Origin of the sequence: Acidovorax sp. NPDC077693, from assembly GCF_044542805.1 — a bacterium.
In the GTDB taxonomy this organism is placed as follows: Bacteria; Pseudomonadota; Gammaproteobacteria; order Burkholderiales; family Burkholderiaceae_C; genus Acidovorax.
Window position 1 is genome coordinate 1 of sequence record NZ_JBITVD010000007.1, and the last position, 22796, is coordinate 22796.

18 protein-coding genes are annotated in these 22796 nt (G+C 67.4%); 10 read left to right on the forward strand and 8 right to left on the reverse strand.

Features of this window, described 5'->3' with window-relative positions:
* Positions 1-531: 531 nt before the first annotated feature.
* From bfr to ACIGHN_RS10935, 5 genes are all read right to left on the reverse strand, one after another.
* Complete coding sequence (gene bfr, locus ACIGHN_RS10915) at positions 532-999, reverse strand: bacterioferritin (protein WP_396504380.1); 468 nt, start codon at positions 997-999, stop codon at positions 532-534.
* 211 nt (positions 1000-1210) lie between these two features.
* Positions 1211-3424, reverse strand: a complete 2214-nt coding sequence (locus tag ACIGHN_RS10920) for a TonB-dependent receptor (protein ID WP_396504381.1) — start codon at positions 3422-3424, stop codon at positions 1211-1213.
* Positions 3425-3544: 120 nt separating this feature from the next.
* Entirely contained in the window at positions 3545-6037 is a 2493-nt protein-coding gene (locus tag ACIGHN_RS10925) for a TonB-dependent siderophore receptor (RefSeq protein WP_396504382.1), read from the reverse strand.
* 184 nt (positions 6038-6221) lie between these two features.
* Entirely contained in the window at positions 6222-7193 is a 972-nt protein-coding gene (locus ACIGHN_RS10930; protein ID WP_396504383.1) for a FecR domain-containing protein, read from the reverse strand.
* A gap of 38 nt (positions 7194-7231) precedes the next feature.
* Entirely contained in the window at positions 7232-7711 is a 480-nt protein-coding gene (locus ACIGHN_RS10935) for a sigma-70 family RNA polymerase sigma factor (protein ID WP_056418606.1), read from the reverse strand.
* 182 nt (positions 7712-7893) lie between these two features.
* On the opposite strand from ACIGHN_RS10935, the gene lgt reads away from it, so the two are divergent.
* Positions 7894-8721 carry a prolipoprotein diacylglyceryl transferase gene (gene lgt, locus ACIGHN_RS10940; protein ID WP_396504384.1) on the forward strand — a complete coding sequence of 276 codons (828 nt, stop codon included), beginning with the start codon at positions 7894-7896 and terminating at the stop codon, positions 8719-8721.
* Between the two features lie 83 nt (positions 8722-8804).
* On the opposite strand, the gene ACIGHN_RS10945 is transcribed toward lgt, so the two are convergent.
* On the reverse strand, positions 8805-9233 hold the full coding sequence (locus tag ACIGHN_RS10945) for a GNAT family N-acetyltransferase (RefSeq protein WP_396504385.1): 429 nt from the start codon (positions 9231-9233) through the stop codon (positions 8805-8807).
* Between the two features lie 27 nt (positions 9234-9260).
* A complete protein-coding gene (locus tag ACIGHN_RS10950) occupies positions 9261-10178 on the reverse strand; it encodes a DMT family transporter (RefSeq protein ID WP_396504386.1) in 918 nt (305 codons plus the stop codon).
* Between the two features lie 107 nt (positions 10179-10285).
* On the opposite strand from ACIGHN_RS10950, the gene ACIGHN_RS10955 reads away from it, so the two are divergent.
* The 7 genes from ACIGHN_RS10955 to ACIGHN_RS10985 all read left to right on the forward strand — a co-directional run bounded on the left by ACIGHN_RS10955 (position 10286) and on the right by ACIGHN_RS10985 (position 18891).
* Complete coding sequence (locus ACIGHN_RS10955) at positions 10286-11203, forward strand: LysR family transcriptional regulator (RefSeq protein ID WP_396504387.1); 918 nt, start codon at positions 10286-10288, stop codon at positions 11201-11203.
* Between the two features lie 361 nt (positions 11204-11564).
* The gene (locus ACIGHN_RS10960; RefSeq protein ID WP_056169658.1) at positions 11565-12233 is read left to right on the forward strand and encodes a GntR family transcriptional regulator; all 669 of its coding nucleotides are present in this window, start codon (positions 11565-11567) and stop codon (positions 12231-12233) included.
* Positions 12233-13744, forward strand: a complete 1512-nt coding sequence (locus tag ACIGHN_RS10965; RefSeq protein WP_396504581.1) for a malonyl-CoA decarboxylase — start codon at positions 12233-12235, stop codon at positions 13742-13744. The genes ACIGHN_RS10960 and ACIGHN_RS10965 overlap by 1 nt, the downstream gene beginning before the upstream one ends.
* A 172-nt stretch (positions 13745-13916) precedes the next feature.
* Entirely contained in the window at positions 13917-14930 is a 1014-nt protein-coding gene (locus ACIGHN_RS10970) for a tripartite tricarboxylate transporter substrate binding protein (protein WP_056169651.1), read from the forward strand.
* Between the two features lie 270 nt (positions 14931-15200).
* Complete coding sequence (locus tag ACIGHN_RS10975; protein ID WP_396504388.1) at positions 15201-16022, forward strand: enoyl-CoA hydratase/isomerase family protein; 822 nt, start codon at positions 15201-15203, stop codon at positions 16020-16022.
* A 142-nt stretch (positions 16023-16164) separates the two neighbouring features.
* Complete coding sequence (locus ACIGHN_RS10980) at positions 16165-17730, forward strand: malonyl-CoA synthase (protein WP_056418587.1); 1566 nt, start codon at positions 16165-16167, stop codon at positions 17728-17730.
* A 195-nt stretch (positions 17731-17925) separates the two neighbouring features.
* Positions 17926-18891: an alpha/beta hydrolase family protein gene (locus ACIGHN_RS10985; protein WP_396504389.1), complete on the forward strand. Its 966-nt coding sequence runs from the start codon at positions 17926-17928 to the stop codon at positions 18889-18891.
* A gap of 137 nt (positions 18892-19028) precedes the next feature.
* Here the strand turns inward: ACIGHN_RS10985 and ACIGHN_RS10990 are convergent, their stop codons facing one another.
* Complete coding sequence (locus ACIGHN_RS10990; protein ID WP_396504390.1) at positions 19029-19994, reverse strand: LysR substrate-binding domain-containing protein; 966 nt, start codon at positions 19992-19994, stop codon at positions 19029-19031.
* Between the two features lie 217 nt (positions 19995-20211).
* On the opposite strand from ACIGHN_RS10990, the gene ACIGHN_RS10995 reads away from it, so the two are divergent.
* Together ACIGHN_RS10995 and ACIGHN_RS11000 are read left to right on the forward strand one after the other, a co-directional pair.
* Positions 20212-21444: an amidohydrolase family protein gene (locus ACIGHN_RS10995; RefSeq protein WP_396504391.1), complete on the forward strand. Its 1233-nt coding sequence runs from the start codon at positions 20212-20214 to the stop codon at positions 21442-21444.
* A gap of 56 nt (positions 21445-21500) precedes the next feature.
* The gene (locus tag ACIGHN_RS11000; protein ID WP_396504392.1) at positions 21501-22721 is read left to right on the forward strand and encodes an ABC transporter substrate-binding protein; all 1221 of its coding nucleotides are present in this window, start codon (positions 21501-21503) and stop codon (positions 22719-22721) included.
* The last annotated feature ends 75 nt before the right edge of the window (positions 22722-22796 follow it).

A 22796-nucleotide genomic window follows, 5' to 3' on the forward strand; every position in this document is an offset into this window, starting at 1 on the left:
TGAACTCTTCGGGATATGGCTGCTTTGTCATGGCACCTCCTATTGGGCCTCAGGTTTGAGGCTCGAAGGTGTCTAGTTCAGCCGGGGCGATTCAGAGCCAGCCCCACGACGCTGCGAGTTCTTGGAGGGCCTCGAGCGGAGGAGTAAATGTGAGCGAAGACCAGGCGACCGACATGCGAGACCTATCCAGTCAATGACTGCTTGAGGGCAAATGGTACTCGCTCGGTGGTGGAGAGAGGATCGCCCTTGGCGTCCAATTTGGACAGTCTTTTGCTGTGTGCGCTTGCCGATCTGAGTCATCGCATCGGCGTCGGCATTGCTGTTTGTTCAAGACCCACGCCCAACCTCCAACAGGGCCTGAAGATCAGTGGAGCAATCTGCACAAACGCATCTGCAATGGCGCGCGAATCGAACTTTCAATGTCGGAAGCTCGGGCGCTTCCTCAGTTTGGGTGTTGATGAATTTCCCAAAAAATCGATGTCATCGCTCCCCTGGGTCCATCATCGGAAGGTGCATGCGCCCGGCGGCAGATCAACCCGTTTGCGATTGCAGATAGTTCTGCAAGCCCACCTTCTCGATCAGGCCAATCTGCTTCTCCAGCCAGTAGGCGTGGTCCTCTTCCGTGTCACGCAGTTGCACCAGCAGCAAATCACGGCTCACGTAGTCACGCACGCTTTCGCACAGTGCAATGCCCTGCTGCAGGGCGGCGCGGACTTCGTATTCGGTGGCCAGGTCCTTGCGCAGCATCTCGGGCACCGTTTCGCCGGGCGTGAATTCCTTGGGGCGCATGTCGGGGCGGCCGCCCAGCATCAGGATGCGGCGCAGCAGGGCGTCTGCGTGCTGGGTTTCTTCCTGCATCTCGTGGTCGAGGCGGGTGAAGAGCTTGGTGAAGCCCTGGTCTTCGTAGATGCGCGAATGCGCGAAGTACTGGTCGCGCGCGGCCAGTTCGCCGCGCAGCAGATCCTTGAAATAGTTGATGACTTGAGGGTGGCCCTGCATGTTGTTGTCTTTCTGTTAAGGCAGGGAGTATCGCGGCTGCAGACCCTCTTCGCACGCAATGTCCCCGTACCTGCGCATTGCATGCGTACGGGGATCAGAAGTGTTCGCATTGGACTGCGGGCTTGGCTCCGGTCTGGCGGCGGCGACCGATCGCCAAGTCAGGCTGCAGTCTCACCCAGCGGGGCCGCCGCCTTTTGTCGATGCTCGCAGATCAGAAGTCCATCTGGGCCGACAGTGTCAGCGTGCGCGGCAGGCCGGTGGTCGAGTAACCGTTGATGCCGGTGATCCAGTACGCCTTTTCACTCACGTTTTCCAGATTGGCGCGCAGCACGAGCGGCTTGCCCGACAGCTTGGTGGTGTAGCGTGCGCCGATGTCCAGCCGCGTCCAGGACGGCGTGCTGAGCGTGTTGTCGGCGTTGCGGTATACGGACGAGGAACTGACGACACGGCCATTGAGGCTCAGGCCCTGCATCCAGGGCGTGTCCCAGTCCAGGCCCAGGTTGAAGTTGTGCTCAGGCACACCCGAGACCTTCTTGCCCTGGTTGACGCCGCCTTGCGTGCGGGTGAGCTTGGCGTCGGTGAAGGCGACGCTGGCCATCAGGCGCAGGCCGCGCTGCACTTCACCATAAGCCGTCAGTTCCAGGCCGCGGTTGCGCTGCTCGCCGTCAAAGCCGTAGTGGTTCAGGCTCGGGTCGATGGCCGACGTCGTGGTGTAGGCGCTGGGTCGCTTGATTTCGTAGACCGCGGCCTGCGTGGTGATGCGGCCCCAGTCCGCCTTCACGCCCATTTCGATCTGCTTGGACTTGAAGGGGGGAATGGTCTGTCCTGCGTTGTCGTAGGCGGGGGTGGCTGTCTCGGACACCTTGCTGCCGCGCGAGAGGCCGGCCGTGTAGTTGGCGTAGACAGAGATGTTCTTGGCGGGTTTGAACACCACGCCTGCCAACGGCGTGGTGCTGCTGGCCTTGTATTGGCTGGTCGATGCGCCCGTTGCCACGTTGAAACCTTCGTAGTCCATCGTCTGCCGGCGCAGGCCCACGGTCACGAGCAGGCTGTCGTTGAAGAAGCCCATGGTGTCGGCGATGGCGAAGCTGTGCTGGTGGTTGTCAACGCTCTTGGCCGGTGCGCCGCGCACGCCCGTCATGGCCGGGGCGGGAACGGGGTTGTACAGGTTGGACGGATTGGTGCCGGCCGAGGTGGCATAGAAATACCCGGTCTCCTGCGCCATGTAGTTCATGCCTATGGCCACGGTGTGCTTGACGGCGCCGGTGTTGAAGCGCTTGCGCAGGCCCACATCGGCGGCCTTGGAGTCGGTGTACTGGTCGTACCACGCGTTGCGCACACTGAAGTTGCCGTTGGCGGCCAGCCCTGATCCGCCGGGGAAGTCCTGCATGTAATCCAGCTTGGACCAGCCCACGCTGCCGTAGACCGTGGTGCTGTCGTTGAGGTCGTGCTCCAGGCGTGAGGTCACGAGCTTGAAGTTGTCCTTGAGTTCGGTGCCTGGGTACCAGACCGAGCGCGTGTCGGGCACGGCAGGGATGCCGCCGGCGGTGGGCAGCGTGATGTGGTTGCGGAAGTTGTCGGTCTCTCCGCGCGTGGCGGTGGCGTCGAGCGACCAGCGGGTGCGTGCGCCCGCGTAGTCCAGCGCGATGGAGCCGAGGTTGAGGTTCTGCTTGCCGTTGTCGGTGGTGCCTTCACCACCGCGCACCAGGCCGTTGAGGCGCACGCCCCATTCGTTGTCTTCGCCGAAGCGGCGGCCCACGTCCAGGTGGGCTGCAAAGTTGGACTTGCTCATGTAGGTGCTGGTCAGGCGCGTGAGCGGCGCGTCGCCCGCGCGTTTGAGCACGGTGTTGATGCTCCCGCCCACGCTGCCATTGGGGCCGACCCCGCTCGTCAGCGCGCCGGGGCCCTTCAGCACTTCCACGCGCTCGATCATTTCGAGAGGAATGCGCGTGGACGGGGCCAGGCCGTACAGGCCGTTGATGGCGAGGTCGCCATTGCCCACGGTGAAGCCGCGCACTTGAAAATCGTCGCCGAAGCCGCCGCGCGACGCCATGGGGCGCACCGAGGCATCGTTCATCACCACGTCGGAGACGCTTTGTGCCTGCTGGTTCTGGATCAGTTCGGACGTGTAGTTGGTGGTGCTGAAGGGCACGTTCATCAGATCGACTTTGCCCAGCAGGCCCAGGTCGCCGCCGCGCGCGAGCTGGCCGCCGGAGTAGGTCTTTTGCAGGCCGCCGATGGCCTCGGCCTGGTCGGAGACGACCACCTCGTCCAGCGCCGTCTTGCTGGCGGTCTGCGCGCCCACGCCGACCGCGGCGATGGCAAAGCCCGCGCCCAGGCATTGCCGGACCAGGCGGGTAAGGCGGGTGGGCGCGAAGTGCAAGTCGGCACGGCGGGCGTGGCGGACGTGTGAAGGGTGGTTCATGACAGTCATGGTTGGGTTGAAGAAAACGGAATGGGGACGGCCGCGGTCAGAGGTGTCAGAGCGGCAACCGGGATGACGGATGCGGGGGGAGGGGGAGGGTGGTGGTCTACAGTCCCCATGTCAGAAGTTGGCGCGCAGCGACACCACCACGTTGCGCGGGTCGCCGTAGTAGTTGTTGAAGTAGCGGGCGTTGGGCGCGAACTTGGCGTAGTACGCCTTGTCCAGCAGGTTGTTCACGTTGACCTGCACCGAGTACCTGGCGTCGATGCGGTAGCCCAGCATGGCGTCGATCACCGCATACCCGCCCTGGCGCGACGTGACGTCGCCAGCGGTCACATAGCCATCGCTCTGCACCCGCGCGCCGGCGCCGATGCTCCAGCCCCGCAGTGCGCCGTCCAGCCGGTGCTTGGCGAACAGCCGCAGCGCGTGGCGCGGGTCGATGCTGCGCAGTGGCTGGCCGGCATTGGCAGGGTCCGCATCGCGCAGGTACCGGGCGCGGGTGTGGGTGTAGCCCGCCAGCACCTGCCAGCCGGGCCGTGGCTCGCCGGACACCTCCAGCTCCAGGCCCTGGCTGCGTGTTTTGCCGCCCGCCACTTGGCAGTGGCCGGCGGGGTTGCTGGGGCAGCCTTGCGGGCTGCCCAGGTCGTCCATGGCCCGGCCCACCTGGTGGATGCGAAACAGCGACAGCGACGCCGCGAGCCGGCCGTCCATGAACTCGCCCTTCACGCCCGCCTCGACATCCTGGCCCCGTATGGGCGCCAGCAGCCGTCCGTCCGCGCCCTTGGCGTCCTGCGGCGTGAAGGTTTCGGCGTAGCTGCCGTACAGGCTGAAGTGATCGCCCAGGTCGTAGACCAGGCCTGCGTAGGGCGTGACTTCGTGCGCCACGCTGTAGTCGCTGGCGGGGGCGGCAGGCACGCGGTAGCGCCAGCCGCTGATGCGCGCGCCGGCGATGGCGGTGAGCGGGTCGGCCAGCGACAGGCGGGCCATGGCGTATGCGCCCTGCTGCCCTGTGCGCGACGACGGCGCGGTGTAGGCCGTGCCGTTGCCGGGGCTGTAGAAGGGCTCAGGGTAGCTGGTGGCGGGGTTCCAGGTGCGCAGGTCCACGCTCTGCAGCGGGCTCACGCCCCAGTGGCCGCTGGTGCCGATGGTGCGGATGTGCAGGGTGTCGGCGCCCAGGCTCAAGGTGTGGGTGCGGCCCAGCAGCTCGAACGGGCCGGTGGCCGACAGGGCCAGGGCGCTCTGGTCGCTGGCTTCTGCGCCGTAGATGGAGGTGCTCACGTCGACCAGGTACGGGTCGGTGCTGCTCGCGCTGGTGAACGAGGTTTGCTTGAAACCGTCGCTGCGCAGGCGGTTGTGGGCAGCGCTCAGGCGCGTGCTCCAGCCGTTGCTGGCGCGGTGTGCCAGCTCGACGAAGGCCTGATCGTTGTGCCGGTCCCACCGGTTCCAGTCGGTGCCCAGGTAAGTGTTGCGCGGCAGGTGCAGCTGCGTGCCGTCGATGCCTGCGGGCAGGCCGCCCCAGGCGCCGGTCGCATCCAGTTCGGTGTGCTGCAGGCTGGCCGTGAGCGTGGTGCCTGGGGCCAGGTCTGCCTCGACCACGCCGTAGAGCAGCTTGCGGTCCTCGGCACGGGCCTGCTGGAAGAACTTCTTGCTATCGGCCACGGCCACCAGCCGGCCGCGTACGCTGCCCGCCTCGTTGAGCGGGGTGGAAATGTCGGCGTCGATACGGCGGCGGCTCCATGTGCCCAGCGTCACACCTGCAGAGGACTCGAATCCGCGCGCGGGGCGCTTGCGCACCATGTTGACGGTGGCCGAAGGGTTGCCCGCGCCGCGCAGCAAGCCCGCCGCACCGCGCAGCACTTCCACCCGGTCGAGCACTGCGGTGTCGGGCTGGATGAAGATCGAGGCCGAGGTGTTCTGGCTCAGCGCCATGCCGTCCACCTGCAGCGCGTCGATCTGGTGGCCCCGGGCGTAGTAGTTCACCCGTTCGCTGTCGGTGTAGTCCACCGTGATGCCAGGGGTGTGCTGCATCACCGCGTGCAGGTCCACCAGGGCGCGGTCGTCCAGCCACTGGCGCGTTAGCACGGTGACTGGCTGCGCTATGCCGCGCACCGGTTGCGGGCCCGCAAAGACTGTGGCCAAGCTGGCGGTGTACGAGCCCGACTGCTCGGTGCGGGCGGTGGGCGCGGTGGCCGTCACCGTGACCGGGGCCAGCACTTGCGCGCCGCTGGCCTCGGGCGCAACTGCTCTGGGGATGGCGCGCAGGGTGTAGACGCCGCTCGATGCGCGCACGGCCTGCAGGGCGCTGCCCTCCAGCAGCCGGGCAAAGCCGGCCTGCACCGTGTACTGGCCCTGCAGCCCGGGCGATCGCTGTGGCCCCAGCTGGGCGGCGTCGAACGACAGCGCCACCCCAGCAGCATTGGCAAACTGGCTCACCACCACGGCCAGCGGGCCGGGGGCAATGGCATAAGCGCGCGCCGTGTCATCACCCGACGCCTGGGCTGCGGTTGCGGCCTGGGCAGGCTGGGCCTGTGCCACCGGGCCGGCCACGGCCACGCACAGCGCAGCGCTCAGCAGCGCGGCACGGGCCAGGCAGGCAGGGGTGGCGGATGGCATGGATTCTTCTGGGCGCTCAGCGGGTTCATTGGTATGCCGCTCAAGGCACGCCAAACCTGCAAACCCGGGGTCAAAAAAAGTTCGCGATGGATGCAGTCAATGGCGTTTGGGGTGCCTGCCGCTGGACTGGCAATGCTTTTTTGCTACTATTTTTGTAGCGGTTCCGTTCGTAGGCGCCAGGCGGTCAAAGCCGTTCCAGCGCCTCCACCCGCACCCAGTAGCGCGTGTGGCTGCGTAACTGCAGCGGAAACCGGCTGACCAATGCCGCCAGTGCGCGGTCGGTGTCGTTCACCGGGAAGGCGCCCGACACCCGCAGGGCCGCCACCTCCGGCGCGCAGCCCAGGTGGCCGGGGCGGTAGCGGGCCAGCGCCGCGATCAGGGTGCCCAGCGGCATGTCCACCGCGATCAGCCCGCCGTCGCGCCAGCTGGCGTCGAACGGGTCGGCGGCCACAGGGGGCTCTGCCGCCAGCGGGGTGAAGCGTGTCTGCTCGCCGGCGTGCAGCTCGCGCGGCCTGCCCTCTGCCGGCAGCACACGCACGGCTTTTTCCTGAACGCTCACCTGGCACAGGCCGTCGCCCTGCAGCTGCACGGAAAAGCGCGTGCCCAGCGCCACGACGCGGCCTTGGTTCGTCACCACGCTGAAGCGGCGGCCCTGTGCATCGGGCTGCGTGGCCACCAGGATGCGCCCGGTGTGCAGGCGCAGCAGGCGTTCGCGGTCGTTGAAGTCCACATCCACCGCCGTGCCGGTGTCCAGCGCCAGCAGCGACCCATCGGGTAGGGTGATGTCGCGCCGCTCGCCCACGGCGGTGCGGTGTGTGGCCTGCCATTCCTGCCAGGGCAGGGTGCGCCACGACAGCAGCGCCGCCGAGCCCACGCCCACCCCCGCGGCCAAGCTGCGCAGCACGGCGCGCCGGGGCGGCCGGCTGCGCTCGCCCAGCGCCTGCCGCGCCAGCGGCGCGGGGATGCGGCCCAGCTGCGCGCCCACGGCCTGCACCCTTTGCCAGGCGCGCTGGTGGGCAGGGTCGGCCGCGTGCCAGTCCTGCCAGGCACGGTGGTCGTCGTCGGCGGCAGCCGCGGTGTGGTCGCGCAGGCGTGTGTGCCAGGCGGCGGCCTCTCGCAGCGCGCGGCGCTCGGTGTTGGTGGGCTGGCGGCTCACGGCGCTGGCACCCTTCGATCTTTCGGTCGCGGGGGCACTCAATCTTCCAACACCAGGGCGCAGTGCTCCATGGCCCGCGTGAGGTAGTTGCTCACGCTGCGCAGCGATATGCCCAGGCGCTGGGCGATCTCGGGGTAGGTCAGCTCCTCGAATTGCGCCAGCACAAAGGCCTCGCGCACCTTGGGCGGCAGGCTGCCGAGCATGCGGTCCACGTTGATCAGGGTCTGCTGCATGATGGCCTGCTCCTCGGGCGAGGGCGCCATGTCTTCGGGCAGCACGGCCAGGTAGTCCAGGTAGGCCTGCTCCAGCGAGCGGCGCCGAAAAAAGTCGGCCACCAGCCCGCGCGCCACCGTGGCCAGGTAGCGCTGCGGCTCGCGGATCTCCTCCACCGGCGTGTCGGACCGCAGCACGCGCACGAAGGTATCGTGCGCCAGGTCTGCGGCATCGTCACGGTTGCCCAGCCGCTTTCTCAGCAGGCTCTGCAGCCAGGTGTGGTGGTCCAGGTAAAGGCTCTGCAAGGTACGGGCGCGTGGGACAGGGGAGGGTCGAAACAGGGCGGCAATACCAGCCGGCACGGGGCCGTTGGCATTGCGGGATGGTAATGAGAACTACTATCAGTATCAATTATGCCTGTCCCCACGCCCCACGGGGTTGCCATTCGCGCGGAGCCCCTGCGCGGGCGGGCACAATACCGGCCACCATGCTGACCTACCCCCACATCGACCCCGTCGCCCTGCAGCTCGGCCCGCTGGCCATTCACTGGTATGGGCTGACTTACCTGGCGGCTTTCGGCCTGTTCATGTTCCTGGGCATCCGGCGCCTGCGCCACGAGCCCTTTGCCTCCATCACCGGCCCGGGCGCCTGGACGCGCAAGGATGTCGAGGACATCCTCTTCCTCGGTGTGGCGGGCGTGGTGGTGGGCGGCCGGCTCGGCTACTGCCTGTTCTACAAGCCGGGCTACTACCTCACCCACCCGCTGGAGATCTTTGCCGTGTGGCAGGGCGGCATGGCCTTTCACGGCGGGCTGCTGGGCGTCATCGTGGCGATGATCTGGTTCGCACACTCGCGCAAGCGCCCCTGGCTGCAGGTCGCCGACTTCGTGGCGCCCTGCGTGCCCACGGGCCTGGCGGCCGGGCGGGTGGGCAATTTCATCAACGGCGAACTCTGGGGGCGCTTTTCCAGCCCCGACCTGCCCTGGGGCATGGTCTTCGCGCACAGCGGATCGATGCAGCCGCGCCACCCGTCACAGGTCTACCAGTTCTTGCTGGAAGGCTTGCTGCTGTTCGTGCTGCTGTGGCTGTATGCCCGCAAGGAACGCCGCCAAGGCCAGGTGGCCGCCGCCTTCCTGTTCGGCTACGGGGTCTTCCGCTTCATCGCCGAGTACTTCCGCGAGCCGGACGCCTTCCTGGGCGTGCTGTCGCTGGGCATGAGCATGGGCCAGTGGCTGTGCGTGCCGATGATCGTGGGCGGTATTGCGCTGTGGCTGTGGGCGCAGCGCCAGCCTGTGGGGGCGCTGGGTGCAAGGTAAAAATGGCCTCTACCGATTGATGGTAAAGCGCCAGAAGCTATCAATTAAATAGCAAATTCGAAAACAAAGCCGCTGGGCCCTCATCAGGCCAGCGGCTTTTTCATGAAGGCCAGGTACTGCCCCGGAAGGTAGTCCTCGATGCGGGCGAACTCTGTGTACCCCTGCTGGATGTAGAAGCCCCGCGCCTGCCATTCGAAGGAGTCGAGCCTGGCGTGGTGCGCACCGAGCGTGCGCCCTTGCGCCTCTGCCCAGCCCAGCAGGTGAGTGCCCAGGCCTTGACCGCGGTGGTCGTCGGCGACCCACAGCACGTCGATGTTCAGCCAATACACGAACACGAAGCCACGGATGCCGCCCACCAGTCGCCCTTGCGCATCGCGTGCATCCAGGCGCACGGGCTGCTGGGCAGGGTATTCGCCGACGAAGCGATAGTTGTACTGGCGCAGTTGGCGGCCCAGTGTGCCGTCGCGCAGATCGTCGTCGGTCGGCGGTGCAAAGGTCAGGTGGGAGAGCATCGGCGCGAGTATGCGCGCGGTAGGTGATCAGTTCGGTGCAGTCGCCGCGCGCCGCAGCATCGTCCACAACGCCGCCGCCACAATCAACGCCCCCCCGGCCCAGCCTGCGATGCTGAGGCTCTCGCCCAGCCACAGCACGGCGAACAGCGCACCGAACGCAGGCTCGCTGCCCATCAGCAGGCCGACGCGCGACGGCGAGCTGTGGCGCAGGGCCCAGTTCTGCACCACGAAGGCGAACACCGTGCAGCCCAGCACCAGATAGACGCAGGCGAGCCAGAACCCTGCGTCGCCAGGCAGCGGTGGCAGGCCGCCGGGCAGGGCCAAGGCCAGCGCCACGCTGCCCAGCGCAATGACGCCGGCCTGCACGGCTGTCAGGGCCAGCACCGGTGCGTTGCGGCGGCGGGTAAGGCGGCTGGTCTGGCACACGGTGATGGCGCGCAGCACGGCGGCGGCCAGCATCAGGGCGTCGCCCCAGCCCCAGTGGCCGCTGAGGCCGCCGCTGAGCAGCGCAGCGCCCACCAGCGACACCCCGGCAAATACGAACATCGCCCGCGCGGGCCGCTGGCCCAGCAGGGCCCATTCGGCAAACGGCGTGAACACCACGCACAGGCTGATGAGGAACGCCGCGTTGCTGGCCTGCGTGAGCGCCAAGCCAAAGGTCTCGCACACAAAGATGCCCATCAGCAAACCGCCCAGTGGCAGCCCCGCCGCCAGCGCGTCCCGCTGCTCCGCGCGGCTGGCGCGCAGCAGCGCCGGCAGCAGCAGCACAAAGGTCAGCCCGAACCGCACCGCCAGAAAGCCCAGCACCGGGTAGAACACCAGGGCCCCCTTGGCCACGCCGTAGCTGGTGCCCCAGACCACGGCGACCAGCAGCAGTGCGGCATCGGCCAGCCGGGGCGCGAGGGAGGAACGGGTGGGGGCGGCAAGGGTGGTCACGGTGGTCATGGGGCTGGGTGCCTACGCAGGCGGGGCAGATCAATAAGACGCTCGGGCGATTATTCATTTGCGCCTGCACATTGATAATTGCTGCTACGGAACATCACTTGTGCGCCATGAGCATCAATCAACCCCTCGACAGCCTCGCCGACATGGCCGTGTTCGCGCGAGTGGTCGAGGCCGGAAGCTTCTCCGCCGCGGCCCGGCAACTGGGCATCACACCATCGGCCGTCAGCCGCCAGGTGGCCCGGCTGGAGGGCGCGCTGCGCGTGCGGCTGCTGGAGCGCACCACCCGCAAGCTCAAGCTCACCGACGGAGGCGCGGCAGCCTACAGCCGCTGCCAGTCGATGGTGGCCGCCGCCCGCGAGGTGTGGGCGCTGAGCGACACCCACACCGGCGAGCCCGCCGGCATGGTGCGCATGAGCATGCCCAAGGCCGTGGGGCGGCAACTGGTACACCCGCTGGTGCTGTCGTTTCTGCAGAAGTATCCGCAGGTGGATGTGCAACTGCTCATCACCGACCGGGTGGTGGATCTGTTCCAAGACCCCATCGACCTGGCCCTGCGCGTGACCGACACACCGCCCCCCGGCCTGGCGGGCCGGCCCCTGGCCCCGCTGCCGCACATCGTGTGCGCCAGCCCCCAGTACCTGGCGGCGCACGGCCACCCAGTGCACCCGCGCGACCTGGAACAGCATGCGTGCATCTACCTGGGCGAAGACGAGCGCGACCGGCACTGGCGCTTTGAGCGCGGCACCGAAGCGGCCACGGTGGCCGTGCGCGGGCGCTATGTGGCCAACCACAGCGAAGTGCGGCTGGAGGCCGCGCTGCACCACCTGGGCATTGCCAGCCTGCCGGGCTTTGCAGCGCGCGCGGCGCTGGACTGCGGCGCCCTGGTGCAGGTACTGCACGATTGGGATCACAAGACAGCGTATGCCGGCATGGCCTGGCTGCTGTACCCACCCAACCGCTTCTTGCCGGCCAAGCTGCGGGTGTGGATCGACCACCTGGTGCAAGGCTTCGAAGACGTTGTGTGACGTGGGCCCGTGCGCACCTGGCAAGAGAGCAAGGTGTCAGCTGGCGCGGGACCTATGCAGTGGGAGTCCAGCGGGCAGACAGCCCGACAGCAGCCGGCCATATAGGCGGGCGTCACTGCAGTGCGAATGGGGACTGCGGATGTCGCGTTTTCACCCCAAAACAGGTTTTTGACGGTGCACAGCATTCTGTGCTGGTGTTTTTTCGCAACCGTTCTCATAATTATGGAAAATTATGCGAGTTGTCGAAGGAACCATCCGGTTGGCTGTTTTTTAAACAACGATGGCTTCCAGATGCCGACAGCGCCACTAGGTAGAAACCCACGGTTCAACCGCTTGCTCCCACCATTTAGGTGTTTTCACCATGCGCCCCATTCCCAATTCCCTGCACGACGAAGCCGCGGCGCGGCTGCGGGAGCAGATTTTTGCGGGTGCGTTGCCTCCCGGCAGCTTTCTGGACGAAGCTGCGCTGTGCGAGCGGCTCGAGATCTCGCGCACCCCGCTGCGCGAGGCGCTCAAGGTGCTGGTGGCCGAAGGGCTGCTGCGCCACGAGCCGCGCCGGGGCTGCTTTGTGGCCCAGATCACCGAGCGCGACCTGGACGACCTGTTCCCCGTCATCGCGCTGCTCGAAGGCCGTGCCGCCCACGAGGCCACGCGTAAGGCCGGCGCCGCCGACGTGGCGGCGCTCGAGGCGCTGCACCAGCGCCTGCAGCAGTGCGCAGCCGACGGCCTCATCACCGACTACTACGAAGCCAACTACGCCATCCACGAGGCCTTCATCACGCTCGCGGACAACCGCTGGCTGGCCCAGGTGATCGGCGACCTGCGCAAGATCCTGCGCCTGGCACGGCTGCAGACGCTGCACGCGCCCGGCCGCCTGCAGCAAAGCCTGGCCGAGCACCTGGCCGTATTCGCTGCACTCAAGGCCCGCGACTGCGACGCCGCCGAAGAGGCCATGCGCACCCATCTGTTGCGCCAGCGCGATGCGCTGCGCGACGTAGCCCGCAACCAGCAATCGAGGCTGACACCATGATGAACACCACCCCTGAATGGATTGCCCGCAGCGTCTCGCGCCTGCGCACCGCAGCACCTGCGGCCGACAAGCCCACTGACAAGGCCGCCGACAAGGCTGCCGACAAGACCACATCCAAGGCCGCGATCGACAAGACCGTGACCGACGTGGTCGCCAAGGTTGCGCCGCCGCGGTCCACGCACGAGCGGCTGCAGGCCACGCTGCGGCGCGGGCAGGAGTCCCTGTCGCCGCGCGCGCTGCGCCGCCTGCTGGCCGACCTGCAGGAGGTCATCGCCCCGCAGGTGAGCGAGATCGAAGGCGGGCGCCGCGCCCAGGCCGTGGCCGAGTGGTATGCCAAGGCCGAGCCCGAAGAGCGCCGCGACATGTGGCTGCTGATGTGCGAGCAGTTCGCGCCCGACGCCACGCGCTTCAAGTCGGCCCGCCAGCGCTACGAGGCCGCGGCCGGCACCGCCGAAGAGGGCCAGGCCGAGATCAGCCTGCGCCGCGCCATGGTCACGCCGCGCACACGGCTGCTGCAGCGCTTTGCGGTGTTTCCCGAAGGCATGCGCTTCCTGGTGGACATGCGGGCCGAGCTGCTGCCGCTGCTCAAGGCCGACAAGCGCCTGCTGGCGCTCGATGCCGAGATGGAGCATTTGTTCTCCACCTGGTTCGACGTGGCGTTTTTGCAGCTGCGCCGCCTGTCGTGGGACTCGCCCGCCTCGCTGCTCGAAAAGCTCATCAAGTACGAAGCCGTGCACGACATCCGCAGCTGGGCTGACTTGAAGAACCGGCTGGACAGCGACCGCCGCTGCTACGGCTTCTTCCACCCGCGCCTGCCCGACGAACCGCTGATCTTTGTCGAGGTGGCGCTGCTGGACAAGATCTCGTCCAGCATCACGCCGCTGCTGGACGAAGCGGCGGCGCCTGCGGACATCACCCGCGCCACCACCGCCATCTTCTACTCCATCAGCAACACCCAGACGGGCCTGCGAGGTGTGAGCTTTGGCGACTCGCTCATCAAGCACGTGGTGGAGACGCTGAACGCCGAGTTCCCGCGCCTGCGCACCTTTGCCACGCTGTCGCCCATCCCCGGCTTTCGCGCCTGGCTGGGCAAGCACGCCGGTGCGATGCTGGAGCGCCTGGACGACAAGCGCCGCGCCGAGCTGGGCCGCGCGGTGGGCTTCGAGCCGCCGCAGCCCACCCACCTGCTGGCCGCCATCGACAAGGCACTGGAGCTGGACGCCAAGTCGCCCGTGCGCCAGATGCTGCTCGAATGCGCCGCGCACTACCTGGGACGCGAGCTGCTGGAGGGCAAGCCCGTGGACCCGGTGGCACGTTTTCACCTGGGCAACGGCGCCCGCGTGGAGCGGCTGAACTGGGCGGGCGATCCGTCCACCAAGGGCGTCAAACAATCGTACGGGTTGATGGTCAACTACCTGTACGACTTGAAGCGCATCGACAAGCATCGCAGCTTGCTGGCGCAGGGCAAGGTGCCGGTGTCGGGGGACATCGACACCTTGTGCCGCGGCTGACACCACGCTGGACAACGTGGGGCCCAACTGCCGCCCACCGCCTGCACATCGACCCGATGGCCCGCGCCGCAAGGCACGGTTCTGGTAGAAGTGCAGGCTGCGGACGGCGGCGACACCCACGGCGTGCGCGGTGCCGGCTTTCCATTTCAACAACGACGACAGGAGACAAGACATGACTCAGACAACGCAATTCCACGACCGAGCGGTGCAACGCCGCAGCCTGCTGGTGGGCGCCGCCGCCGCAGGGCTGGGCCTGGCCAGTGGCGGCAGCTGGGCCCAGGCATCGGCCTGGCCCACCAAGCCCGTCAACCTGGTGGTGCCGTTTCCGGCCGGCGGGGGCACCGACGCGTTTGCACGGCCGCTGGCGGCCCAGTTCGCCAAGGCCACCGGCAAGACGCTGGTGATCGACAACCGCGGCGGCGCGGGCGGCACCGTGGGCGCCAGCTTTGCCGCCAAGGGCGCGCCCGATGGCTACACGCTCTTCATGGGCGCCGTGCACCATGCCATCGCGCCGTCGATGTACCCCAAGCTCGACTACGACATCGAGAAAGACTTCGTCCCGCTGTTCCTGCTGGCCAACGTGCCCCAGGTGCTGGTGGTCAACCCCAAGAACGTGCCGGTGAGCAACTTCCAGCAGTTCATGGAATACGTCAAGCGCAACCCCGCCAAGCTCAACTACGGCTCGGCCGGCGCGGGCACCTCGCACCACCTGGCGGGCGAGCTGTTCAAGCAGCAGACCAACACCTTCATCACGCACATCCCCTACCGCGGTGCCGGCCCTGCGCTGCAGGACCTGATCGGCGGCCAGGTGGACATGATGTTCGACGGCCTGGGTTCCTCGGCCAACCACATCAAGGGCGGCCGGGTGAAGGCGCTGATGGTGTCCGGCACCAAGCGCAACCCCGCCTTCCCCGACGTGCCCTGCGCCGCTGAGGTCGGCCTGCCCGACTACACCGTGACCACCTGGTACGGCCTGTGGGCCCCCAAGGGCACGCCCGCCGACCTGCAGGCCCGCATCGTGGACGAGGTGCGCAAACTGGGCATGGCCGACGAGCTGAAAACCATCTGGGCGAACAACGGTGCCGACTACGGCGGGCTGTCGCAGCAGCAGTTCGCGGCGATGGTCAGCAGCGAGGTCAAGCGCTGGGCGGCGGTGGTGAAGGCCTCCGGCGCGAAACTAGATTGACCCCCGGTGGCGCTGCGCGCCTCGGCGGCAGTGCCAGAGGCACAGCCTCTTCGGCCTGTCCAAGCCTGCGCAGGCAGGCTTGGAGCCGCAGGCCTCATCCCCTGAAGGGGGACGCCACCCGTGGCCCGGCGAAGCCGGTTCCACGGTGGCCCTGGCGATGGCGCCGCGCCGGTTTCCACGGCGGCGCTCGCGATGGCACGCGCCGGTTTCGACGTTCAGCGGACGTGCTTCGACGTTCAGCGGACGTGCATAAAGTGATGGATGGGCACTATGTCGGGTGAAGTGGTAGTAGCGGATGCGGATGAGCGCGGCGTGGTACAGGTCACGCTGCGGCACACCGGGCGCCTGAATGCGATGTCGCGCGCGATGTGGCGGCAGTTGCGCGAGGTATTCACAGGCATCCAGCAGCGGTCCGACGGGGGTGACGACAGCGTGCGCTGCGTGATCGTGGCGGGGGAGGGCGGGGCGTTCTGTGCGGGGGGCGATATCTCCGAGTACCCCGCGTTCCGTTTTGATGCCGCTGCCTTGCGCGACTTTCACGAGAACGATGTATGGGGCGGTCTGGCCGCCATGCTGGCGTGCGACGTGCCCATCGTGGCGCGCATCGACGGGGCGTGCATGGGGGCGGGGGTGGAGATTGCCGCCTGCTGCGACATCCGCATTGCCGGCCAGGCCGCGCGCTTCGGGGCGCCGATTGCCAAGCTGGGGTTTCCGATGGCCCCGCGCGAGGCGCAGCTGGTGGCCGGCGCGGTGGGCGATGTGACGGCACGCCAGATGCTGCTGGAGGCCGCCACCTTCAACGCCAGCGACATGCTCGCGCGCGGCTTTCTGAGCCGCGTGGTGGCCGATGACGCGGTAGCCACCGAGGCCCTGGCCAGTGCGGTGCGCGTCGCCGCCCTGGCGCCACGCGCCGCGCGCATGAACAAGCAGACGTTTCGGGCATTGAAAACGCCGCTACCGCTGGATGGACAAGCGCCACCAGCTATCGAAAATATAGTGAATTCCCTGCCTGGACCGTATGCCTATGCCGACAGTGCCGAGCACCGCGAGGGCATCACCGCCTTTCTTGAAAAACGCCCGCCCGCGTTCTGAAGGCAGCACTGTCGGCCCGCATGCGTCCCACAAGTTTTTCTGACCAGACCAGACTTGCCTGAACTGCCTGAACTGCCTGAACTGCCTGAATTTACGATTTGACAACTCGACCGATTCAATCCAACAACCTCGCCTGACTGCCATGAGCCAACACAACCTTTTCAGCGCGCTGCGCGCCGCCTTTCCCTCCGACCTGGCCAGCGCCGCCGTGGAAACCACGGCGCCGGACGGCACCGAGCTGGTCTACAGCTGGGACGACCTGGAGCGCGCCAGCGCCCGCATCGCCAACCTGCTCGCATCGCTGAAGCTGCCCGAGGGCAGCCGCGTGGCCGTGCAGGTCGAAAAATCGGTCGAGGCCATGCTGCTGTACCTCGCCACGCTGCGCGCGGGCTACGTGTTCCTGCCGCTCAACACTGCCTACCAAAGCGCCGAGATCGAATACTTCATCGGCAACGCCGAGCCCGCCGTGGTGGTCTGCACGCCCGGCAACTTCGGCTGGGTCAGCAAGATCGCGTTCACCCAGGGCACGGGCCATGTGTTCACGCTGGGCGATGACCGCACGGGCAGCCTGCTGGAGCGCGCCGCGCACCACAGCGACGTTCACACGCCGGTGACCCGGTCGGCCGACGACCTGGCCGCCATCCTGTACACCAGCGGCACCACCGGCCGCAGCAAGGGCGCGATGCTCACGCACGGCAACCTGCTGTCCAACGCGCAGGTGCTCAAGGAGTACTGGGGCTGGAAGTCTGGTGACGTGCTCATCCACGCGCTGCCCATCTTCCACGTGCACGGCCTGTTCGTGGCCATCCACGGCGCGCTCATCAACGGCAGCAAGATGATCTGGTTCGCCAAGTTCGACCCCAAGGCGGTGCTGGCCGCCATGCGCCGCGCCACCGTCTTCATGGGCGTGCCCACGCTGTACGTGCGCCTGTTGGCCGAGCCGGGCCTGACGAAAGAGGCGGCCAAGAACATGCGCCTGTTCGTCGCGGGCTCCGCGCCGCTGCTCATCGAGACCTTCAACGAATGGCAGCAGCGCACCGGCCACACCATCCTGGAGCGCTACGGCATGAGCGAGACCATCATGCTCACCTCCAACCCGTATGCGGCCGACGCCCGCCACGGCGGCCAGAGCGAGCGGCGCGGAGCCACCGTGGGCTTTGCGCTGCCCGGCGTGGGCCTGCGCGTGGTGGACGACGCCAACCAGCCGTTGCCCGTGGGCGAGATCGGCGCCATTCAGGTGCAGGGGCCCAACGTGTTCAAGGGCTACTGGCGCATGCCCGAGAAGACGGCCGAGGAATTCACCGCCGATGAACAGGGCGGCAAGTGGTTCAAGACCGGCGACGTGGGCAAGGTGGACGAACGAGGCTACATCAGCATCGTCGGCCGCAGCAAGGACCTGATCATCAGCGGCGGCTACAACGTCTACCCCGCCGAGATCGAGGGCTACATCAACGACATGCCCGGCGTGGCCGAAAGCGCCCTGGTCGGCGTGCCCCACCCGGACTTCGGCGAGGTGGGCGTGGCGGTGGTGATCGCCAAGCCCGGCGCGCAGCTCGATGGCGACGCCATCGTGGCCAAGCTCAAGACCCAACTGGCCAACTTCAAGATCCCCAAGCGCTGCTTCGTCGCCACCGAGCTGCCGCGCAACACCATGGGCAAGGTGCAGAAGAACTTGCTGCGCGATCAGCACAAGGGGCTGTTCGCCTGATCGGCTGATCCGCCAGGCAGCCCGCTGACGCCGCACCAGGCGGCCTGGCCTACCACGCTGCGGGCAGCGTGGTGTGCTGAAGAAGGAACGGCGTCGCTGCGAATGACTCGCACGGCGCCGTTTTTTGCATCGGCGTTTCGCTGACGGTGCTCTACAGTGGCGCGCACCGCACCACCATTTGATCGAGCCGCCACCATGCCCAGCCCAGACCCGTCCCCGCCCCTTAGCCTGGCCGCGGTGGCACTGCTCACGGTGGTGCTGACTGCACAGCCGGTGCACGCGCGGCTGCAGGAGTCGCAGATCGACGTGCCCGTCGAGGTGGTCGATGGCTACGGCAAGCGCATCGCGCAACCGATCCGCGTCACCGTGTGGTCGGACGACGCCAACCCGACCCCGGCACCCGTGATGGTGCTGGGCCATGGCCGATCGGCCCAGCCCGAAAAGCGCGCCGGCCTGGGCCGCGCACGCTTGTCCAAGGAATCGGCATTTTTCGTACGCCGCGGCTTCATCGTGGCTGTGCCCACCCGCGTGGGCTATGGCGTCAGCGGCGGTGAAGACATCGAAAACAGCGGCCCGTGCCAGAGCAAACGCTACTCACCCGGGTACGCCGCTGCCGCGCAGCAGACACTGCAAGTGCTGCAGGTGGTGCGCCAGAGGCCGGACGCCGCCAAGGACAAAGCGGTGGTGATGGGCCAGTCCTACGGTGGGGCTACCGCCATTGCGGTGGGCGCCCTGCAACCCGCCGGGGTGCAGGCCGTGATCAACTTTGCAGGCGGTGGCGGCGGCAACCCGGAGACGCAGCCCGGCAGGCCTTGTGCACCGCAGCAGCTGGAGCAGATGTTCGCGCGGTACGGCGCCACGCTGCGCATCCCTTCGCTCTGGGTCTACACGGAAAACGATCTCTACATGGGCGCCACGCACCCCCGGGAGTGGTTCGCCGCCTTTCGCGCAGCGGGGGGAACGGGCGAGTTCATCCAATTCCCTCCGCACGGCGAGGATGGGCATATGGTCTTCTCCCGCGCACCGCAACTGTGGCAGCCGCGCGTGGCTGACTTTCTGGACCGCAACGGCTTTCCTGCACCGGCGCCTTCGGCACGGGCGCCTGCTGCTCAGCTGCAGCCGGAAAAGACAGCGCCCCCTCAGGACAACGGTGAGGATTGACACCGGACACCGGACACACGGACGACCTGCACCGGTCGAACTCACACCGGCCTCCACCGGGCGTGAGGGCCACAACGGCTACTTCGGCGGGGTTGCGCAGCGCCTGCTGTCGCGGTCGCTATCAACCCCCTGTGCCCTCACGCCGCCTTGGGTTCGTCGGCGCAAAAAATGCAAGCTGCGGCGGGCGCTGCAATGCCGCCGCTCTCCACCGCCCCATGGCTGCAGCAATGCTCCAGCCACGCGGCCACCAGTTTGTAGACCGACAGATTGGTGCGTGCGGTGGGGGCGCACAGGTAGTAGCCCAGCGGGCTTTGAAAACGCTCGCCCAGCGGCTCCACCAGTGACCCCGCCTGCAGCTCGTCTTCCACCAGGCAGGTCGGCACGATGCCCACGCCGAACCCTGACACCGCGGCGCGGATGATCAGCGAGTACAGGTTGAACCCGGGCCCGAAGCGGCTGCCGCTGGTGTCGCACTGGTTCGCCTCCATCCAGTCATGCCATGCCAGGGGCACCTCGATGTGCTGCAAGAGCGTGGCCTGCTGCAAATCGGCGGGCGTGCGCAGGGGCAGGGCGTCGCGCAGTTGAGGGCTGCAGACGATGCTCGTCTCCTTGCCGATCAGGTAGCGCGCATTGGCGCTGGGCCAGTTGCCGTAGCCATACTGGATCGCCGCGTCGAACTCGTACGGCACCGCAAAGTCGTGCGCGTGCTGGTAGCGCACGAAGTTCAGCGACACCTGGGGCAGCGTGCGCTTGAAGTGGCCCAGCCGCGGAAAGAGCCATTGCGCCGCGAACGTGGGCGGCACCGACAGGTTCAGCGCGCCGCCGCTGCCACCGTACGACATGAGCTGCGAGGTGGCCGATTCCAGCGCGGCCATCGCCGGCCGCGTGGCGTTGAGATAGGTGGCGCCCGCATCGGTCAGCTCCAGCCCGCTCGCCTTGCGGATGAACAGCTTCTGGCCCAGGTAGTCCTCCAGCGCGGCGATGTGGCGGCTGATGGCGCTTTGCGTCACGCACAGCTCCTTGGCGGCCATGGTGAAGGCCTGGTGCTTGGCCGCGGAGTGAAAGGCGTTCAGCTCAGAGATGGTCGGGCACAGGCGGCGCATGTGGGGGTATGAGTACAGGTCATGGGATGGTGAGATTTTAGGTGTTGCAGTGGCACCCGGTTGGCCCGTTAAATGCAACCCGTGACGGCAGCGTGACAGATTCCTCCTTCGGGAAGTGATGCGATGCACCATTTTGGGATGTTCGGCCCGCCCATGCAGACGGCCTGCTGGGCATGAGTATTTGAGAACCCCCCGTTTTGACCTCTTCATCGATTTCATGAACACCTTGTTGATAGAAAACAGCCGCGTGCTGGATGTCCATGGCCTGAGCTTGCGCGACGGTCTCTCGGTGCTGGTGCAGGACGGGCGCATTGCCGCCGTCGGTGCCGACGTGCAGGCGCCCGAGGGCACGCACCGCATCGACGCGCGCGGCATGACGCTCATGCCCGGCCTGATCGACTGCCACGTGCACGTCGTGGCCTCCTCGTTCAACCTGGGCAGCGTGGCGCGGATGCCCAATGTGTTCACCATGCTGCGCTCGCTGCCCATCATGAAGGGCATGCTCGCGCGCGGCTTCACCTCGGTGCGCGACGCGGGCGGCGGCGACTGGTCGCTGGCCGAAGCGGTGCGCACGGGCCTGGTGCAGGGCCCGCGCATCTTCCCCTCGGGCAAGGCCCTGTCGCAAACCGGCGGGCATGCGGACTTTCGTGAGCGCAACGACAACCTGGACGTGTGCTCGTGCGCGTACAAGCTGGGCAACATCGGCCGCGTGGTCGATGGCGTGGACGCCTGCCGCCTGGCGGTGCGCGAAGAGATCCTGAAGGGCGCTACGCAGATCAAGGTCATGGCCTCGGGCGGCGTGGCCTCGCCCAACGATCCGATCAACAACCTGGGCTATTCCGAGGCCGAGCTGCGCGCCATCGTCGAAGAGGCCACCAACGCCAACACCTACGTGATGGCCCACGCCTACACGCCCCGCGCCATCGCCCGCGCCGTGCGCTGCGGCGTGCGCACCATCGAACACGGCAACCTGGTCGATGCCCCCACGGCCGAGCTGATGGCCGAACTGGGTGCCTTCATGGTGCCCACGCTCATCACCTACGAAGGCCTGGCCAACGAGGGCGAGCGCTACGGCCTGCCGGCCGTGTCCATCGCCAAGATCGACTCGGTGCGTGGCCAGGGCAAGGCGGCCATCGAGATCCTGGCCAAGGCCGGCGTGAAAATGGGCCTGGGCAGCGACCTGCTGGCCGAAACGCACTACCTGCAGGCCGACGAGTTGCGCCTGCGTGCCGACGTGCTGGGCAACGGCCCGGTGCTGCAGCAGGCCACGCTGATCGGCGCCGAGATCCTGGGCCAGCAAGGCCAGCTGGGGGAAGTCACGGCGGGCGCCATCGCCGACCTGCTGCTGGTCGATGGCAACCCGCTCACCGACATCACCTGCTTGTTGAACCAGGGCGAGCACATCCGCGCGATCGTCAAGGACGGCGCGTTCGCCAAGAACACCCTGTGACCCCGACCCCTCCATTCCCCCTGACCTGACTTGATCTGACCTGACCGGAGAACACCATGCAACGTAGAAATTTCGTCAAGCTCGGCGGCGCAGCAGCCGCCCTGCAGTGCCTTCCCTCCATCGGCTTCAGCCAGCAGGGCGAGGTCTTCCGCATCGGCTCGCTCACGCCCATCACCGGCGCGGGCAGCCCGTACGGCCCGGGCATGCAGCAGGCCATCCGCCTCGCGGTGGACGAGGTCAATGCCGCCGGTGGCGCGGGCGGCCGCAAGCTCGAACTCTTCACCGAAGACGACCAGACCAAGCCCGACGCCGCCGTGCTGGCCGCCAAGAAGTTGATCGAAGTGAACAAGGTGCAGGCCGTGCTGGGCACCTGGGCTTCGGGCGTGACGCTGGCGGTGATGCCGCTGACCGACGCGGCCGGCATCATCCAAATGAACGTCTCGGGTGCGCCCGCCATCTCCACGCAGGACACCAAGGACCTGGTGTGGCGCTTTCAGGCCACCAACGACCGCTTCGGCGCGGCCTTTGCCGAGATCTGCGCCAAGCGCGGCTTCAAGCGCCCGGCCACCATGGCATTCAACAACGCCTCGGGCCTGGGCAATGTCGAAGGCTTCACCAAGGTGTGGGAAAAGCGCGGCGGCAAGGTGGCCGCACACGTCACCTACGAGCCCAGCCGCCCCAGCTACCGCAGCGAGCTGCAGAAGATCCTGGCGGCCAAGCCCGATGTGATCGTGATGGGCTCGTACCTGCCCGACACCACCATCATCCTGCGCGAATGGTTCCAGTCCGGTGCCGACAACAAGTGGATCATCCCCGGCTGGGCGGCCAACCCCGACCTGGTCAAGGCCCTGGGCCCCGAAGTGTGCGAAGGCATCATTTCGGTGGAGACGGTCTCCAACGAAAAGAGCACTTCGTACGCGCAGTTCGATGCCGCCTTCACCAAGGCCACGGGCAAGGCCGCGTCCACCAACATCTATGCCGCCATGGCGTACGACATGGTGATCTCGCTGGCCCTGGCCATGGAAGCCGCGGGCCCCAAGGCCACGGTGGAGCAGGTCAACGCCAAGCTGCGCGAGGTGTCCAACGCCCCCGGCACCGCCGTGTACTCCTTCGCCGAAGGCAAGGTCCAGCTGGGCAAGAAGGCGAAGGTCAACTACGAAGGCGCGTCCAGCAAGCTCGACTTCGACAAGTTCGGCGACGCCACCCCCGACTTCGGTGTGTTCATCATCGAAAAGGGCCAGCTGGTGCGCCGCGACGTGGTGTCCATCGCCGCGTGACGGCCATCATCCCCCTGTTCGTCCCCGGCGGCTGCGGTCGTCGCGGCACAGGGGGCTTTCTGGCAACGCAAGGGT